Origin of the sequence: Pantoea sp. BAV 3049 (assembly GCF_009765445.1) — a bacterium.
Lineage (GTDB): Bacteria > Pseudomonadota > Gammaproteobacteria > Enterobacterales > Enterobacteriaceae > Erwinia.
The window spans coordinates 5,055,493-5,074,105 of sequence record NZ_WHOY01000031.1 but is presented as its reverse complement, the minus strand read 5'-3'; the positions used below and the strand labels follow the sequence as shown (position 1 = coordinate 5,074,105).

Below are 18,613 nucleotides of genomic sequence, written 5' to 3'. Positions count from 1 at the left end.
CTTACGCCTGCACCAACGGACCCGGGTTTTTCAGGTACTGTTCACGGATCGCTTTTGCTGACCAGTAAGTCAGCGCTGCCACCATACCGGTAGGGTTGTAGCCCAGCCCCTGCGGGAACGCGGACGCGCCCGGCACAAACACGTTAGGCACATCCCAACTCTGCAGGTAACGGTTCACCGCACTGGTTTTCGGATCTTCACCCATGATTGCCCCGCCATTCATGTGCGTGGTCTGATAAACCGTGGTATCGAAATGCGTTCCCGCCTGCTTCGGCGACCCACTGATCAGCTTTGGATTCATCGCTTCGGCGATTTTATGCATCCGGCCGTGCATAAACTGCGACATTTTGATGTCGTTGTCCTGCCAGTCGAAGGTCATACGCAGCAGCGGCTGGCCAAAGGCATCCTTGTAGTTCGGATCGAGGTCCAGGTAGTTATTGCGATACGACTGGTGCGCACCGTGGGCATCCATCGATACATGGTGCGTGTAGTGGTCGGCAACCGCTGCCTTCCACTTGCTGCCCCAGTTCGGCGTACCCGGCGGCGTCGGCAGGCCAGAGATCGGCTTCACGCCAGCCTGGTTGACCCAGAATGGTGAGCCGCCGACAAAGCCATATTTGCCGTGGTCAAAGTTGTCAGCGTTAAAGTCGTCCACGCCTACGCCTGCGCCACCAGCACCGATAAAGTTGTTGGTGAAAACGTCCTTATCGAAGAAGGCTTTAATCGTGGAGATATTCTGATAAGCGAAGTTACGGCCTACCGTGCCCTCGTTAGTCACCGGATCGTACGGCTTACCGATGCCGGAAAGCAGCATCAGGTGCACGTTGTGGAACTGAAAGGCGGAAAGGATCACCAGGTCAGCAGGCTGCTCAATCTGACGCCCCAGCGCGTCGACATAGGTCACGCCGGTCGCGCGCTTTTTATCAGCCGTCAGGTTAACGCGCAACACGTTGGCATTTTCACGCAGCTCGAACTTCGACTCCTGACGCAGTGCAGGCAGTACGTTAACGTTCGGCGATGCTTTGGAATACATGTAGCAGGCATAGCCGCTGCAGTAGCCGCAGAAGTTGCACGGCCCCATCTGTGCGCCGTAGGTGTTGGTGTACGGGCCTGAAGTGTTGGCAGAAGGCAGATCGTAAGGGTGATAGCCCACTGACTCTGCCGCCTGAGCAAACATCTGGGCAGAGAAGGTGCGCTTCTGCGCGGGCAGCGGGAACTTGTCGGAACGGTCCGGTGCAAAGGGGTTACCCTTGCCCTGGCCGATCACTTTCCCTTTCACGCTCCACTCCGAACCGGAGGTGCCAAACACCTTCTCGGCCTGATCAAAGAACGGTTCCAGCTCATCATAGGTGACGCCAAAATCCTGGATTGTCATCCCTTCAGGAATGAACTTCTTGCCGTAGCGCTCTTCGTAGTGGCTGCGCATCCGCAGTTCGATCGGGTCCACGCGGAAGTGAACGCCGGACCAGTGCAGACCCGCTCCACCGGTGCCGGTGCCCGGTAAGAAGGCGGCCAGCTGGCGATAAGGCTGCGCGGTCTGCGCGGCGTCATGACGGATAGTAACGGTGCTTTTTGACAGATCCTGGAACAGCTTTTTACGGATGTTATAGGTCAGCTCGTCAATCACCTGCGGATAAGCGCCGTCAGGCCAGGTATCACGGTGCGGACCGCGCTCCAGCGCCACCACATTCAGCCCCGCTTCGGTAAGCTCTTTGGCCATGATCGATCCGGCCCAGCCGAAGCCGACAATCACCGCATCCACTTTTTTCATTTCGTTTGCCATGGTTACGCTCTTTCCCCACGAATCGATACCGGTGGGAACGGATAGCGCTCTCCACGTTCAACCCAGTCCATAAAGTCCGCACGGGCACCCGGGAAGTTAATCAGCGTCCAGCCGACCATACCCTGATTGCCACCGTGGATTGGATCGCTGAAGAAGCCTTCGCGGGTGTTCTGCAGCAGAAAGGAGAAAAAGACTTTGGCCGGAACCTGTCTGAACTCAACGCTGCCCGCTTCGAAAGCCTGCAACAGTGAGTCCTGCTGGTCGCCACTGAGCTGAGCAAAGACGTTACCGTGCTGCGCTTTCGCCACGGCATCCGCATCGGCCAGTCCCAGACGGTAAATCTGGCGCGGCACCAGCGGATACTGGTAGCCCAGTTCTTTGTCGGCATCCGGGTGGAAAGGCCCCTGCATATACCAGTTGGAACCAATGGCGTAAGGGGTGTTCATCTGGCGGTCGATATACTCCGGCACGCCAGCTTCCAGCGCGCCCGGACCACGATCGTCAGCAGGGATCAGGCGGGCGGCTGCCGCCTGCAAAAAAGCATACTCTTCAGGGGTAAACCAGGTTGGCTGGTAATCGCGAGCTTTCTGCGGACCGGCAGGAGCGGTCTCTTTTGCCGCTGCTGGAGTGGAGGCGGTTAGTGCGCCCAGCCCGGTGCCGCCCAGTGCCATGGCTGGGGCCAGGGTAATGGTTTTCAGCAGAAAGTCCCGGCGGGAACTTCTGGTTTTTTCGTTCGACATGACATTGCCTTTTCAAGCTTAGCCCTGGTGAGGAAGGCTAAGAGTTCACGGTTGCTTGCGGTATTTTTTTAATGGAGTTCAGGCGTACAAATTGGTTAGCGGCACAATGTTACCGGTAACAATGAAACTTATTGTATCCGATCTTTTTGCAAACATTTAGCCTAACGAAACAAAATGGCACAAATTCATTAACAACTTTCGCCGTGATGAGCGGGAAATGTCACAATTGCGCTCAGGGCAGCTTTTTATGCTTAATTTTCTTATTAAAAGCAGCAATTCAAAATTTAACGCCTGTCCGAACCCCTTAGGATTGAGGGTTCCCTATAAAAATAAAGTGGTTGCAAAACAACATGAGTGAAATCAGTTCGGCAGGGATGACATCGCCATCCGCAGAGAAAGTGAACACCAAACGCCTGTCCGCCAGAATCGATGCCCTGCCCGCTTCCGCCGGGCTGTGGCGCTTTATCGCGCTTCTCTCGTTAGGCGGATTTTTTGAGCTTTATGACCTGTTTCAGACCGGCTATATCAGTGCGGGCCTGCTGGCCGAAAACATCTTTCATGTCGGCAGCCAGGGCGTGTTTGGTCTGTCCGATCAGGCGGCATTTGCCTCTTCGACCTTCCTTGGTCTGTTTACCGGAGCCAGTCTGCTGGCTCCCTATGCCGATCGTTTTGGCCGCCGTCTGACTTTTATGTGCGCGCTGGCGTGGTACGGCTGCTTCTCGCTGATCATGGCCTTCCAGAATCAGGCCGAATGGATCATCTTCTTCCGCTTTCTGGTCGGGGTTGGGCTGGGGATTGAGCTGGTCACCATCGATACTTATCTGACCGAATGCGTGCCAGGCTATCTGCGCAGCAAAGCCTTCGCGTTTGCCTTCTTTGTGCAGTTCCTGTCGGTGCCTGCCGTGGCACTGATGTCCTGGTGGCTGGTGCCGCAGACCCTCTTCGGCTTAACCGGCTGGCGCTATGTGGTAATTGCCGGGGCGCTCTGTTCGTTGGTGATCTGGCTGATCCGCAAGAATTTGCCGGAATCGCCGCGCTGGCTGGCGCAGCAGGGCAGGCACAGTGAAGCGCATCAGGTGGTGAGCCTGATGGAAGCGCGCTGCGGTGTCCCTTGCACAGCCCCCCGGGACAATGAGATTGAAACGGGTGAAATCATCGAGAAGAAAGGGACCTTCCGCGATATCTGGCGGCCGGAATACCGTCAGCGTACGCTGATGCTGGTGGTGATGAACTTCTTCCAGTCCATCGGCTTCTTCGGCTTCGGCAACTGGCTGCCCGCGCTGCTCTCCGGCAAGGGAGCCAGCATCACCCACAGCCTGCTGTATGCCTTCTTTATCACCCTTGCCTATCCACTCGGCTCGCTGATTTGCAGCCGCTACGCCGACCGGATCGAGAACAAGTGGCAGATCGTTCTCTCCTCGCTGATGACGGTGATTTTCGGCACGCTGTTCGCCCTGCAAAGTAACCCGGTGCTGCTGATTATCTGCGGCTTCTGCATCACCTGGTCCAACGCCTGGCTGACCTACAGCTACCACGCCTATCAGACCGAGGTGTTCCCCACCTTTATCCGCGCCCGTGCGGTGGGCTTCTGCTACTCGTTCAGCCGGCTTTCAACCGTGTTCAGCAGCATTCTGATCGGCATGATTTTGCAGGTGGCAGGCTCGCAGGGGGTGATCGCCTTTATCGTGATCAGCATGTTAATTGTAATGCTGGTGATTGGCGTGTTTGGTCCGAAAACTCGGGGACTGAATCTGGAGAATATCTGAGGCGAAAGCGGGAGGACATTGCAGTCCTCCCGTCGGAGGTACTATGTGGCTGTCGGTAAGCCGGGATCGTTAAGCGCCTCCCCGTTCAGTAGCACTCCGGTACCAGGCGGAGCCTCTTCGGCAGGCGGCGTGAAGGCAAATCGCTCAGGCGGGTTAAACAGTTTAAGCCGGGTCTCCGACGGCTGCGGGCGACCAAAATAGTACCCCTGGAACAGCGTACAGCCTTCGTTTTTCAACTGCTCGTACTGCTCACTGCTCTCCACCCCTTCTGCGGTGATCTGAATATCCAGACTGCGGCTCATCCCGGTAATGGCGCGGATAATCGCCAGCGCTTCACGGCTGTCCTTCATATCATTGATAAACGACTTGTCGATCTTGATCTTGTCGAACGGGAACGAGCGTAGATAGCTCAGCGACGAATACCCGGTGCCGAAGTCATCCAGCGCAATTCTCACCCCCAACGCCTTCAGCTTTTGCAGAGTGCGGATATTCACCAGGGTATTATCCAGCAGGACCGATTCGGTAATTTCGACCTCCAGCCGGTGCGGAGCCAGTCCGGAATCTTTCAGTGCGGCTTCCACTACCGAGACCAGCGAACTGTTTTTGAACTGCAGCGGCGAGAGGTTGACCGCCACGCTCTGATGCTCAGGCCAGCCAGCGGCTTCCCGGCACGCTTCGAACAGCGCATAGGCCCCCAGCGAGTGGATCAGCCCGGTCTCTTCGGCGATGGGGATAAAGTCCATCGGCATGATCAGCCCTTTTTCCGGGTGATGCCAGCGCATCAGCGCCTCGTAGCCGATGATATCCAGCCCCTGCCCATTGGTGATTGGCTGGTAATAAAGCTTCAGATGGCGACCGGTCATAGCCTCGCGCAGGTCGGTTTCAATCATCCGGCGCTTGCTGGCAGCTTCACCCATTTCCGCCGAGAAGTGTTCAAAGCGGCTGCGTCCGTTGCGTTTGGCTTCGTACAGAGCCATATCCGCACAGCGCAGCAGTTCATCCTTGGTGGTCATGCCCCTGTCAGCAATGGCAATGCCCACGCTCAGGCCGACCGACAGATTATGGCCATCCACGTTGAACGGCGGCCTGATCACGTCGATCAGCCGCTGGGCAACCGTTTCAGCCTCATCAACGTGGGTCAGTCCCGGCAGTACGACAGAGAATTCATCCCCACCATTTCGCGCCAGCGTATCCTGGTCACGCAATACGCCGCGTAACCGGCTGGCAACGGCTCTCAGCAAGTCGTCACCGACCTGATGACCCAGCGCATCGTTAACATTCTTGAAGTTGTCCAGGTCCAGGCAGAGCGCGGCGGTATGCTTATCCGTGTCGCGATCGGCCCGCAACGCTTCATTCAGGCGCTGGCTGAACAGCACGCGGTTAGGCAGGCTGGTCAGGTTATCGTGGTGCGCCATGTGGTGAATGCGCGCATCCGCGGCGCGCTGGTCCGTGACGTCATCGGCAATCAGCAAAACATAATTGGTACGCGCATCGCTGCCCCGAATAATCGAAGCGGAAGCGTTGATGATCCTTTCCCCACCACGGGTGTTAAGCAACTGCTCGTTTTTATGTACCCCTTCGCTGCGCTGAGCGGCATTCGCCAACTGGGCGAAATAGCTGCTCACTTCCTGTGTGGTGCATTCAGACAGTTTTTTGCCCGACATCTCGTTCTGACGGATACCCAGCAGTTGCTCTGCTTTGCTGTTCAGCAACAGAATTTCCTGCGAGACCACATCTTCAACAATCACGCAGGATGGGATATTGGCAATAATGGTATCCAGGAACTTCGACAGGGAGGCGGTGCGGGCACTGTTTTGCTCGGCCAGATCTTTCGCCCGCAGGATCTGCTGCTCGTACTCCCGCACTTCAGTACAGTCACGGGTGATTTTCGAATAGCCCAGCAGCCCCCCATCTTCGTTGCGGATCCCTTCTATCACCACGTGCGCCCAGAAAGCACTGCCATCTTTGCGATAGCGCCAGCCCTGGTCTTCAAACCGGCCTTTGGTCTGGGCCACTTTCAGGTTGATATCCGGCAGGCCGGAGAGGCGGTCCTGTGCACTGTAGAAACAGGAGAAGTGTTTGCCGACAATTTCGTCGGCGGTGTAGCCTTTGGCACGGCGGGCACCGGCGTTCCAGTTCACCACATGCCCGGTGGGATCGAGCATATAAATGGCGTAGTCGGACACCCCTTCCACCAGACGGCGGAATACCTGCTCGCGTTCGCGCTGCTCTTTTAACTGGCGCTGCTGCTCGGTGCAGTCACGGGTGATTTTGGCATAGCCAATCAGCTTGCCATCATCATCGTGGATGGCATCAATCACCACGTGGGCCCAGAACGAACTACCATCTTTGCGATAGCGCCAGCCCTGCTCTTCAAAGCGCCCGGTCCGATAGGCGGTTTTCAGGTTAGTTTCGGGCAGCTTTGCCAGGCGGTCTTCGGCACTGTAGAACACGGAGAAGTGTTTGCCGACAATCTCCTCAGCGTTATAGCCCTTGGAGCGTCTGGCTCCTTCGTTCCAGTTCATCACATGCCCGTCCGGATCGAGCATATAGATGGCGTAATCCGTCACGCCTTCCACCAGCAGACGGAATTTTCGCTCGCTGGAACGCTGCTCTGCCAGCCTGGTCCGCTGTTCAGTGTAGTCACGGGTGATTTTGGCAAAACCAATCAGCCTGCCGTCTTCCGCCTTAACGGCGTCCAGTACCACGTGGGCCCAGAAGGAGCTGCCGTCTTTGCGATAGCGCCAGCCTTCCACCTCGTAACGGCCGGTATCTGCTGCAGTGCGCAACGCAAGCTGGGGCAGACCTTTAAGCCGATCTTCGGCGCTGTAGAAGCAGGCAAAGTTTTTGCCAACGATCTCTTCCGGCTTATAGCCTTTGGCCCGTTCGGCTCCCGCATTCCAGTTAGCCACAGTGCCATCCGGCTTCAGCATATAGATTGCGTAGTCGACTACACTCTGCACCAACAGCCGGTACATCACATCACTATTGTCATTCATGGTCTTTTCGCCTGATCACCAACTGCTGCCCGGATGTCACCCTTGTCAGTCCCGGCACTACAGGTACGCCATCACCTGGCGCAAATGGGGGGCGCTCCATACCGTTAAATCGGGCAGAGCGCTGCTTTTTTTAGGAAAATTCTGTACTAGCTATAAACTGAAAAGCGCCGCCAGTTCAAGAGATTTCCTCCTTTACTCAGAGGTTCTTTCCTGTTTATCGGCATTGATTAAAAATTATTCAGCATTTATTTCTTTAAAGAGGGACTGTAATCAATAGAAACAACCGCAATGAGATTGTTAACGGCAAAAAGCGTTATAAAAAGAGAACAATACCAGGAGTGCCTATGTTTAAATCTTTTTTCCCCAGGCCTGCGCTCTTTTTCAGCAGTGTCGTTCTCTGGTCTGCGATTGCCATTTTGCTGTGGTTCGGTGAAGCCCGTGAGTGGCTTCTGCATCTGGCGCTTTTCTCTCATGGAGCGACTCTTCCGCTGCCGAATAACGCCCTGCGCTTTATCGCGCCGTCAGGGCTGACCTTCTACCTTTACTATCTGCTGGTGGTGGTGCTGTTTGCCGGATTCTGGTCGCTGTTCAGCCCGCATCCGTGGCAGCGCTGGTCGGTGCTCGGTTCAGCGCTGATTATCTTTGTCACCTGGTTTTCCGTGCAGGTTGGCGTGGCGGTCAATGCCTGGTACGAACCGTTTTATGATTTGATCCAGCGCGCGATGGCTCACCCCAACACCGTGAAGATTGAAACCTTTTACAGCCAGCTTGAAGGGTTCCTCAGCATCGCACTGATTGCGGTGGTGATTGACGTGCTGAACATGTTCTTTATCAGCCATTACGTGTTCCGCTGGCGCACGGCAATGAACAATTACTATATGGATCACTGGGCTGAACTGCGGGGGATTGAAGGGGCTGCCCAGCGAGTACAGGAAGACACCATGCGCTTCTCATCCACGCTTGAGGATATGGGCGTCAGCTTTATCAATGCCATCATGACGCTGATTGCCTTCCTGCCTGTGCTGGTTGCCCTGTCAGTCCACGTGAAAACCGTGCCAATCCTCGGCAGTATCCCCTACGCGCTGGTGATTGCTGCCGTACTGTGGTCACTGCTGGGGACAGGGATGCTGGCGGTGATCGGTATCAAGCTGCCGGGTCTGTCGTTCCGTAACCAGCGGGTGGAAGCCGCCTACCGTAAGGAGCTGGTGTACGGCGAGGATGACCCGCATCGCGCCAGGCCGCCAACGGTAAGGGATCTGTTCCACAACGTGCGTAAGAACTACTTCCGCCTCTATTTCCATTATCTGTACTTCAACATTGCACGCATTCTCTACCTGCAGCTGGACGCAGTATTCAGCCTGTTTGTGCTGTTTCCGTCGATCATAACCGGCGCGATTACGCTTGGGCTGATGACGCAGATCACCAACGTGTTCGACCAGGTGCGCGGCTCGTTCCAGTATCTGATTAACTCGTGGACGACGCTGGTGGAACTGCTGTCGATCTACAAACGTCTGCGCAGCTTCGAACGCACGCTGAATGAGTTACCGGATCATGAGAATGTGGCGGCTTAATGGCGCGGAGAATTCAGACCAATTGAGAAGATCTTTGGACCAACCACTCTGAGGCTTGCAGCGCGGGGAACCCTGGCCGGGAATAAAGCGTCTCAGGCCAGGGACGGCCTGAGTCGAGCTGCCACGGACGGCGCTTTTGCGTCTTTATGAGCGGCCAGGGTTCCCCGCGCAGCCACTGTTTAGCTTTTAGCTTTTAGCTTTTAGCTTTTAGCTTTTAGCTTTTAGCTATTAGTTCTCAGTTTCCAGCCAACTTCGCAAACACCCTCTCCACCGCGAAAGCTCCCGGATCCTTCACCCCATTGAGGCTGTCCTCATTCAGATAGGAAGAGCGACCAGCCTTCGCCGAATTCATCTGCGCCGTAGCATCCGCACCTTTCTTCGCTGCGGCCGCCACTTTCTCCAGCCCTTCGCCCTTCACCAGCGCGGCAAACGCCGGATCCAGCGCATCAATCATCGTACGGTGTCCCGGACGTGCACCGCCGTAATGCTGCATGCGGTCCAGTCCCCAGCTCAGCGCCTCCGGCAGCGATTTACCCTCTTCCAGCTTCTGCCCCGCCGCGGTAAACATGATCGACATCAGCACCCCGCTGGAGCCACCCATCACCACCGCCAGCTCGTCACCGACCTGCGTCAGCAGGCTGTGCAGCTCGTTCAGCGGCAGCTGTTTCGCTTCCAGCTCCTTCAGCACCTTACCGGCACCGGCAGCAAAGGTGGAACCGGTATCGCCATCGCCCACTTTAGCATCCAGCTGATTCAGCTCGCTTTCCAGATCCATCAGCGTGTTGCAGATACTCTCAACAACGGCTGCAACCTCTGCATTATCTGACGGCTTAGCTTTCTCACCGCGGGCCACTTTTTCGCCTATGATCGGCGTAATATCCTGCACTTTCACCGCAGGTTTCCAGCCGTTTGCCTCAACCGGCGCGGTAAGCGCTTCAGCCAGGGAGGCGGAAAGGACCAGAGTGGAGAGCGAAAACCCTTTCATGTCCAGCGCGCTGACCAGCGTGGCCGGGCCAATGAGCAGCTCTACCTGCTTACCCAGTGGAGAATGCAGCACTTCACGGGTCAACACCGCCATTTCAAGCTCAGAAAAACCACCGAGGTTATTCACCAACAGCGCCACTTTCTTATTATCCGGATTCTTCGCTGTCAGTTTCTCTGCAAGCGTGGCGACAATTTCCTCACTGTTCTGCGTCTTCAGCGCTGAAGCACCAGGTTCCCCGTGGATCCCCATCCCCAGCTCGCTCTGCCCTTCCTTCACGCGGTCATCCCGCTTTTCACCCGGCACGTGGCAGGTGGAGAATGCCAGGCCGATACTGGCTGTGGCTTTAATGGCCTCACTGGCCAGCGTGGCAACCTCCTGCAGCGATCTCCCCTGAGCGGCAGCAAAACCGGCAACCTTATGCACCAGTGCCGTACCGGCGATACCGCGCGGCTGTGGATTGTCCGGCAGGGCAATGTCATCGGTTACCATCACCAGCTCCACCTTAAAGCCCAGTTTTTTCGCTTTTTCCGCCGCCAGACCAAAGTTAAGGCGATCGCCGGTATAGTTTTTCACGATCAGCAGGCAGCCTTTATCACCTGTGACATTGATGATGGCGCTGAGCACGGCATCCACGCTTGGCGAGGCAAAAATATCGCCGCAAACCGCCGCCGTCAGCATCCCTTTCCCGACAAAACCCACGTGGGCAGGCTCATGGCCCGAGCCACCGCCAGAAATCAGCGCCACTTCTTTTTTATCCCAGTCATTGCGCACCACCACCCGGATATCCGGCCCGGCATCCAGCAGGCTGATATTGTGGTAACGGCTGCTGAGCAGCGTCCCTTCGATAGCTTCACTGACCAGCTGATTTTTCTGATTCATAAAGAACTGACTCATCGCATTACTCTCTCTGATGTTAGAAAATAGTCGCTAAGTCACTAACTGTAGTTGAATTATTCCAACGGAATTGATGAAATATGCGAAGCGGATTAAAAAAACAAAGTGTGAAGCAGGTATAATTTCCGTTAAAATAAGATTTATCCTTAGTTATTCAGCTAATTCATTAACACCTGTTTTATTTTTAATCAACGTGTTAAATAATAATGTCATACTGGTGTGCTAACTTACCCGCCCACAGAGCCTCAGTTAAGAAAAATCTGCGAAGATGAAAAAACCCTCATGATAAATAAGGATTTTAATTTTAAAAATATCGCATTTATCTTATTTCCCTGCCAGGTGACAATTTAAAATTGCAGTCACCTGAACTTTTAATATAAAGTCCCTTTCATCGTCTGAAAAGCTTCGATGCAATAAAGGGTTTTTTTATTGAGAAAGCTGTGGCCTCTCGTATTAATGCCAAAAAGTCTGCTACTGCAAGCACATTATAATTAGATTGCCACCTGCAGCAGACCTCACCACCGTTTCATCACGTCAACACCAGGGCGTTATACAGGGCGGGCCGCAAGGCCTGCTTTTTTTTGCCACAGCCTGTCAGTTTCACGACACAAGCTGTCAGTTTTGCACCAGTGAACGCATAACCGGCTCGGCACAATAAAGGCTCATTCTTCAGGAGAGTCCAGATGCTGTTAACCCCGAGCGACAAATACGCCCCTTTTCCACCGCTGTCCTTACCCGACCGCCAGTGGCCCGGAAAAACCCTGCAGCAGGCCCCGCGCTGGTTATCAACAGACCTGCGCGATGGTAATCAGGCACTGGCCGAACCTATGGACAGTAACCGAAAAAAACTGTTCTGGCAGCTGTTGCTCCAGTGCGGATTTAAGGAAATTGAAGTGGCTTTCCCTTCCGCCTCGCTGACAGATTTCAACTTTGTGCGCGCGCTGATTGAGGAAAAGCTGATCCCCGATGGAGTCACAATCCAGGTCCTGACGCAGGCTCGCAGCGACTTAATCGACCGTACCTTTGTCGCGCTGGAGGGGGCCAGGCGTGCAACGCTGCATTTATACAACGCCACGGCGCCGGTTTTTCGCAAACTGGTCTTTCGTCAGAGCCGTGAAGAGATCGTTGCGCTGGCGGTCAGTGCCACCCGACAAATCAGATTGCGCTGCGCCAGCCTGCCGGAAACGCACTGGACCTTTGAATACTCACCAGAAACCTTCTGCTTCACCGAAACAGACTTTGCACTGGAAATTTGCGAAGCCGTTGCGCCGGTCTGGCAGCCGCGTCAGGGCCTCCATCAGCCTGGCGCGCCTGACCCAGTCACTGAATTGCAGCCCCGTTTCGTGATAAAAACGCCTGGCCAGTGTCCGGCTGCTGATGCTGAGCTGTTGCGCGGCATTTTCCATCGTCCAGCGCTCGCCTGGCTCATTCCGGATTTTCTGACATAGCGCTTTAAGTGGCGGTGTATTCGGCTCCGGCAGGGAAAACGGCAGCACGTCCATCACCCGAATTTCATCCAGCAACAGCTCATAAATCCGTTCGGTGCGGGTGTGTGGCTGGTATTGTTCTGGCAAAGCCAGCGCCGCAATAATCAGCTCCCTGAGCAACGGTGAAACCTGAACCACCTGGCAGGTGGCAGGCAGATCGGCCCTGGCCAGCGGATCGATAAATACAGTCCGGGCAGCCACCTGACCAGTAATGTGCAGCGCATGCCGGACGCCGGGAGGCATCCACACTCCTCGCCCCGGCGGCACAATCCAACTGCCTGCGTCAGTGATCACCCGCACGACCCCGGTCAGGCTATGGATCAGCTGGGCACATTCATGCTGATGCGCAGGCTCACTTTCGCCATGCTGATAGTTGTGGGCATAAGGAACCAGAGGCCGGGAGGTAAAACTGGGGCTGAGGGTGGTGGACATAGCGGCTTCCGTCATCAGAGTATCAGGAAAACTTATCATGCCCGGGGAGTGACTGACAGACTCAACTGAAGGGGCCAGCCCCTTCAGTTGCGACAGGATTAACGGAAGACGCTGATTGCCTCAACCAGCCGGGTGGCCTGATGCGCCATACGGCCAGAAGCCTGTGCCCCTTCTTCCACACGGGCAGCATTCTGATGGGTGATATTGTCCAGCTCTTCCACCGCAAGGCTGACTTCACTCAGGGCCGTAGCCTGTTCAGCAGTGGCCGAGCTGATCTGCGCGATCAGGGAAGTCACGTTCTGCACCTGGGCGACAATGTTTTCCATGGTTTTTCCGGCATCGTTAACATGGCAGCTGCCCGACTGCACCTTCAGGGCACTGGTTTCCACCAGATCTTTGATTTCACTGGCAGCTTTGGCGCTGCGCTGCGCCAGGCTGCGTACTTCACCTGCCACTACCGCAAAGCCTTTGCCCTGCTCGCCTGCCCGCGCGGCTTCAACCGCCGCATTCAGCGCCAGGATGTTGGTCTGGAAGGCAATACTGTCAATCACGCTGGTAATATTAGCAATTCTCTCCGAACTGTCGGCAATTTCGACCATCATGCTGACCATCTCATGCATTGCCTTGCCACCCTGAGTCGCCGCATCACGGGTACTGCCCGACAGGCTGTTCACCTGCTGCGCCGTTTCCGTATTGCTTTTCACCGTAGCGGTCAGCTCATTCATGGTGGCTGCCGTCTGCTGCACATTGGCGGCGGCCTGCTCAGTGCGGCGGCTGAGATCGTTATTGCCCTGGGCGATGGCGTCGCTGGCGCTGAGCACATTGATTGCCTGACCGCTGACATCATCCACCAGCCAGCGAAACATCAGGCCCAGCTGGCCGATAGCCCGCAGCGTAGTACCCACTTCATCCACCCGATCCATCTGCTCACCTTTATGGCTGGCTCCGGTTGCCACACGCAGCGCCTGCTGGCACATGCGCTCTACCGGACGGGATATTTGCTGCTCCATCAACGCGGAGGCCAGGAACAGCAATACGGCCATTGCAGCGGTGAAAATCCCCAGCGGCTGGCCGGGAAGCCCCAGTGCCCACACACCGGCGACGCTCAGCGGCAGTAGGGCCAGCAGCAGTGTTCGAATGCGCCAGCGCAGAGGGAGGGTTTTCCCGGCCGATAACCAGCGCAGCGGGCCGGTGCGCACCAGCAGCCCTTTATGGAAACGCCAGCTTCTCCGTTTGCCTTCCCGAAACTCACGGTATAGCTCTTCTGCCTGTTGGATCTCCTGCTTTGCAGGCCTGGTGCGCACCGACATATAGCCCTGCACTTTGCCCTCTCTCACCACCGGAATGGCGTTGGCACGCACCCAGTAATGATCGCCATTTTTACGGCGGTTCTTCACCAGTGCAGTCCAGGGTTCGCCCTGCTTCAGGGTGGCCCACATATCAGCAAAGGCCTCCGGCGGCATATCAGGATGGCGCACCATATTGTGAGGCTGTCCGTTAATCTCATCCGGCGTGAAGCCGCTGACCGCAACAAAAGCATCGTTCGCGTAAGTAATGTGGCTGCTGGTGTCGGTGGTCGACATCAGCGTCGCACTTTCATCAAACACATATTCCTGCTGTGTTACGGGTAAATTCGTGCGCATGGAGCGGATCCTTGATGCGAGCGCCAAAATTGGCCTAAGAGTTAATGATTTGTGATTTTTATATTTTCGGCGCTCAGGCGGGGATCTTTAGCGGTCGGAGTTAAATTTCGCCTTACCGTCATTACGCAACAAAAGCCCGCCAGCAAGGGAAGCCTGCAAAGTGAACCGGTTCCAGATAAGTAATGACCACAAAATCCCTAAGTCATTATTATAAAGAGGAGTTTTAGAGTATTGAGGATGTATCTTTCAGCGAAGAAAGGACGGGCTGAGGAAGAACCATCAATTAAAATCATTCATTATGATCTGTGGAAAAACGGGTGTAGCAGGTTAACGCTGAGAATAATAGTCGTTTTACAGCAGAACTGAGAGGTTATCAGGAGGAAGATGCGGGAATCACTCTGGTGGCACATTACTGTCCCACCAGAGCCAGACATTGATTAAGTCGGAGAAGCAATCCGCTTAATTTCAGACTCATAGGCCACTGCCTGCTGAGTATCGAACTGGTTTTCCCACTTGGCGATCACCAACACCGCCAGTGCGTTACCCACCACGTTCAGCGCGGTACGGGCCATATCCATAATACGGTCCACACCAGCAATAAACGCCAGGCCTTCCAGCGGAATGCCCACACTGCCCAGCGTCGCCAGCAGCACTACGAAAGAGACGCCAGGCACGCCAGCAATCCCTTTTGAAGTCACCATCAGCGTCAGCACCAGCACGATTTCCTGCCCGATGGACAGCTCAATACCGTAGAGCTGGGCAATAAAGATCGCCGCGATGCTCTGGTATAACGTGGAGCCGTCAAGGTTAAAGGAGTAACCGGTCGGCACCACAAAGCTGGTAATCGACTTGGGCGCACCGTAGGCTTCCATCTTCTCCATAATACGCGGCAACACGGTTTCCGAGCTGGAGGTGGAGTAAGCGAGGATCAGCTCATCCTTCAGGATACGCATCAAAGTGGTGATACGCAGCTTGCAGAGACGGGCCACCGCACCCAGCACCACAAAGGCGAAGAACAGGATGGCGGCGTAAACCAGGATCACCAGCTTGGCCAGCGGCCACAGCGAAGCGAAGCCGAAGTTGGCAATGGTCACAGAGATCAACGCAAACACGCCAATCGGCGCATAGCGCATGATCATATGCGTGACTTTGAACATCGTTTCCGAAGTGGAACGGAACACCTTCAGCAACGGCTCACGATGTTCTGACGGCAGCGAGGAAAGCCCCAGACCAAACAGCACCGAGAAGAAGATAATCGGCAGCATTTCACCTTTCGCAATCGCCGCAAAAATATTCTGCGGGATCAGCGACAGGATCGTGGTAACCAGGCTGTGCGCCCCACTCTCCACCTGCGCGGTGGTTGCTTCATACTTAGAGATGTCCACCGTTGCCAGCGTCGACATATCAATGCCGTAGCCAGGTTTAAACACGTTCGCCAGGGTAATCCCTACCACAATGGCAATGGTGGTAATCACTTCAAAATAGACGATGGTTTTCAGGCCAATGCGTCCGAGCTTCTTGGCATCACCCACACCGGCGATACCGACGATCAGCGTGGAGATAACAATCGGCACCACGATCATTTTGATCAGGTGGATAAAGATATCGCCAGCAGGGCTGAGAATGTTAGTGATTAACCATTCACGATCGGACGGTTGGTTATGCAGTATCGCACCAACGATGATCCCCAGCACCAGTGCCGTCACTATTTGCCAGGCAAGGCTGAATTTTGCAGCTTTCATAATTTTTTTCCTTAACAAAACCCGGTATCCGCTTCTGGCGTGCGGATTGAATCACTCTCAAGGGAGGTCAGGCCGAAGTCGGCTAATTCGCGGATGTTGGATGGTGATAACCTGATTTCCAGGCGCGTAATCAGTACCATTTTCACGGGTATAAATGCAACCCTATGTGATATACGGCTAATATTTCGGCAACAAACAGGATAAAATTCCAGAACCCCCTTCCAAAACTAACTCCTTGTTATAATTAGAAATATTTAAAACCGCCTGCGCATAGCTATGCAACAAATCACCAGAGCTGGCAACATTGACAAGGTTCAATCGTCTTCATTTTGACCAGCTTATTTTTGTACAGCGGCGCTTTGGTGGGGAAATGACAGCAGAAGTTCCACATCGGTTAGGTAATTTTTCAGCCGCTTTCATCACGTACAGTTATGACGTGATCTGTGGCGCAAAAAGCAAACAAAGCCCGTCGGCTCGCTTCACTTAACCTTTGATTGACATATTATTAACATCTTCAAGGAGATTCGCTATGAGCCAACAACACCGTCATCCCGTTCCCGCAAACATTGCGGAAAATACCCTGATCAACGCTCAACAGTACCAGTCGATGTACCAACAGTCCGTGCAGGATCCTGATGCATTCTGGGGCGAGCAGGGCAAAATCCTCGACTGGATCAAACCTTTTTCCATGGTGAAGAACACTTCGTTCGCACCGGGCAATATCAGCATCAGCTGGTTTGAGGACGGTACGCTGAACCTGGCGGCTAACTGCCTTGATCGCCATCTGCACACTCGCGGCGACCACCCGGCCATTATCTGGGAAGGCGATGACGCCAGCGAGAGCAAGACGCTGACCTTCCGGGAGCTGCACCGCGAGGTGTGCCGCTTCGCCAACTCACTGAAAGAGCTGGGGGTGAATAAAGGCGATGTGGTGGCTATCTATATGCCAATGGTACCGGAAGCCGCCGTTGCCATGCTGGCCTGCGCCCGCATCGGTGCCGTTCACTCGGTGATTTTTGGTGGCTTCTCGCCTGAAGCGGTAGCCGGGCGGATCGTTGACTCCAACGCGAAATTGGTGATCACCGCTGATGAAGGCGTGCGGGCAGGCCGCACCATCCCGCTGAAGAAGAATGTCGATGATGCGCTGGCTAACCCCAACGTCAAAACCATCACCAACGTGGTGGTGTTCAGACGTACCGGGAAAGAGACTGGCTGGCAGAATGGCCGGGATATCTGGTGGCACGAGCTGATGAACAAAGCCAGCGCACACCACCAGCCGGAAGAGATGAACGCGGAAGACCCGTTGTTTATCCTTTATACCTCTGGCTCAACCGGTAAACCGAAAGGGGTGCTGCATACCACCGGCGGCTACCTGGTCTACGCAGCCACCACTTTTAAATACGTCTTCGATTACCATCCTGAGGATGTTTACTGGTGTACTGCCGATGTTGGCTGGATCACCGGCCACAGCTATCTGCTGTACGGCCCGCTGGCCTGTGGTGCCACCACGCTGATGTTTGAAGGCGTGCCGAACTGGCCGCAGCCGAGCCGTATGGCTGAAGTCGTCGATAAACATAAAGTCACCCTGCTGTATACCGCCCCAACCGCGATCCGCGCGCTGATGGCTGAGGGCGATAAAGCCATCAAAGGTACCGATCGCTCCAGCCTGCGTATTATGGGCTCGGTCGGCGAACCGATTAACCCGGAAGCCTGGGAGTGGTACTACAACAAAATTGGCGACGGCCGCTGTCCGATAGTGGATACCTGGTGGCAGACCGAGACCGGGGGCTTCATGATCACTCCGCTGCCGGGTGCCACTGAGCTGAAAGCCGGATCGGCCACCAAACCGTTCTTCGGCGTGCAGCCCGCACTGGTGGATAACGAGGGGAACGCTCAGGAAGGAGCCTGTGAAGGTAACCTGGTGATTATCGACTCGTGGCCCGGCCAGGCCCGTACCCTGTTTGGCGATCACGATCGCTTTGAGCAGACCTATTTCTCCACCTTCAAAAATATGTATTTCAGCGGTGACGGCGCACGTCGTGATGAAGACGGTTATTACTGGATAACCGGCCGCGTTGACGATGTCCTGAACGTTTCCGGTCACCGTCTGGGCACAGCGGAAATAGAATCTGCGCTGGTTTCGCACCCTAAAATTGCCGAAGCCGCCGTGGTGGGTATTCCGCACAATATTAAAGGCCAGGCTATTTACGCCTATATCACGCTGAACAGCGGCGAAGATCCTTCACCGGAACTGTACAGCGAAGTCCGTAACTGGGTGCGTAAAGAGATCGGCCCGATTGCCACGCCGGACGTGCTGCACTGGACTGATTCATTACCGAAAACCCGCTCCGGAAAAATAATGCGCCGTATTCTGCGTAAAATTGCCGCGGGCGATACCAGTAATCTGGGTGATACCTCCACTCTTGCCGATCCTGGCGTGGTGGATAAACTCCTTGAAGAGAAACAGGCAATTAAAATGCCTTAATTAAACTATCAGAAAGCCCGGCAGATATATTTGATCTGCTGTGGCTTGCCTGGTTTTATCTGACCATAACCTGTTACCTGTCCTGT

The 18,613-nt window shown here is 55.1% G+C and carries 10 protein-coding genes and 1 pseudogene; 4 read left to right on the top strand and 7 right to left on the bottom strand.

What is annotated here, in order from left to right; translation table 11 throughout:
- Position 1 precedes the first annotated feature (1 nt).
- Complete coding sequence (locus tag GSQ70_RS25120) at positions 2 to 1,783, bottom strand: GMC family oxidoreductase (protein WP_158785067.1); 1,782 nt, start codon at positions 1,781 to 1,783, stop codon at positions 2 to 4.
- Positions 1,784 to 1,785: 2 nt separating this feature from the next.
- Positions 1,786 to 2,523, bottom strand: coding sequence for a gluconate 2-dehydrogenase subunit 3 family protein (locus tag GSQ70_RS25115; RefSeq protein ID WP_158785066.1), 738 nt, complete (start codon positions 2,521 to 2,523; stop codon positions 1,786 to 1,788).
- 374 nt (positions 2,524 to 2,897) lie between these two features.
- Here GSQ70_RS25115 and GSQ70_RS25110 point away from each other — a divergent pair, with 374 nt between their 5' ends.
- Complete coding sequence (locus GSQ70_RS25110; protein ID WP_233268621.1) at positions 2,898 to 4,289, top strand: MFS transporter; 1,392 nt, start codon at positions 2,898 to 2,900, stop codon at positions 4,287 to 4,289.
- 41 nt (positions 4,290 to 4,330) lie between these two features.
- On the opposite strand, the gene GSQ70_RS25105 is transcribed toward GSQ70_RS25110, so the two are convergent.
- Positions 4,331 to 7,288: a bifunctional diguanylate cyclase/phosphodiesterase gene (locus tag GSQ70_RS25105; RefSeq protein ID WP_158785064.1), complete on the bottom strand. Its 2,958-nt coding sequence runs from the start codon at positions 7,286 to 7,288 to the stop codon at positions 4,331 to 4,333.
- Between the two features lie 344 nt (positions 7,289 to 7,632).
- Here GSQ70_RS25105 and sbmA point away from each other — a divergent pair, with 344 nt between their 5' ends.
- On the top strand, positions 7,633 to 8,859 hold the full coding sequence (sbmA, locus tag GSQ70_RS25100) for a peptide antibiotic transporter SbmA (RefSeq protein WP_158785063.1): 1,227 nt from the start codon (positions 7,633 to 7,635) through the stop codon (positions 8,857 to 8,859).
- Positions 8,860 to 9,094: 235 nt separating this feature from the next.
- On the opposite strand, the gene GSQ70_RS25095 is transcribed toward sbmA, so the two are convergent.
- Positions 9,095 to 10,738 carry a dihydroxyacetone kinase subunit DhaK gene (locus GSQ70_RS25095; protein ID WP_158785062.1) on the bottom strand — a complete coding sequence of 548 codons (1,644 nt, stop codon included), beginning with the start codon at positions 10,736 to 10,738 and terminating at the stop codon, positions 9,095 to 9,097.
- A 683-nt stretch (positions 10,739 to 11,421) separates the two neighbouring features.
- Between GSQ70_RS25095 and GSQ70_RS25090 the strand changes: the two are divergent.
- Positions 11,422 to 12,021 (top strand): annotated as a pseudogene (locus tag GSQ70_RS25090) (2-isopropylmalate synthase); the annotation flags it as partial.
- Here GSQ70_RS25090 and GSQ70_RS25085 read toward each other — a convergent pair.
- The 3 genes from GSQ70_RS25085 to gltP form a co-directional block, all read right to left on the bottom strand.
- Positions 11,944 to 12,657, bottom strand: a complete 714-nt coding sequence (locus GSQ70_RS25085; protein ID WP_158785061.1) for a cupin domain-containing protein — start codon at positions 12,655 to 12,657, stop codon at positions 11,944 to 11,946. The pseudogene GSQ70_RS25090 and the gene GSQ70_RS25085 overlap by 78 nt on opposite strands.
- A gap of 98 nt (positions 12,658 to 12,755) precedes the next feature.
- Positions 12,756 to 14,300, bottom strand: a complete 1,545-nt coding sequence (locus tag GSQ70_RS25080) for a PAS domain-containing methyl-accepting chemotaxis protein (RefSeq protein WP_158785060.1) — start codon at positions 14,298 to 14,300, stop codon at positions 12,756 to 12,758.
- A gap of 437 nt (positions 14,301 to 14,737) precedes the next feature.
- Positions 14,738 to 16,042, bottom strand: coding sequence for a glutamate/aspartate:proton symporter GltP (gene gltP / locus GSQ70_RS25075; RefSeq protein WP_158785059.1), 1,305 nt, complete (start codon positions 16,040 to 16,042; stop codon positions 14,738 to 14,740).
- A 529-nt stretch (positions 16,043 to 16,571) separates the two neighbouring features.
- On the opposite strand from gltP, the gene acs reads away from it, so the two are divergent.
- A complete protein-coding gene (gene acs, locus GSQ70_RS25070) occupies positions 16,572 to 18,527 on the top strand; it encodes an acetate--CoA ligase (protein WP_158785058.1) in 1,956 nt (651 codons plus the stop codon).
- Positions 18,528 to 18,613 lie beyond the last annotated feature (86 nt).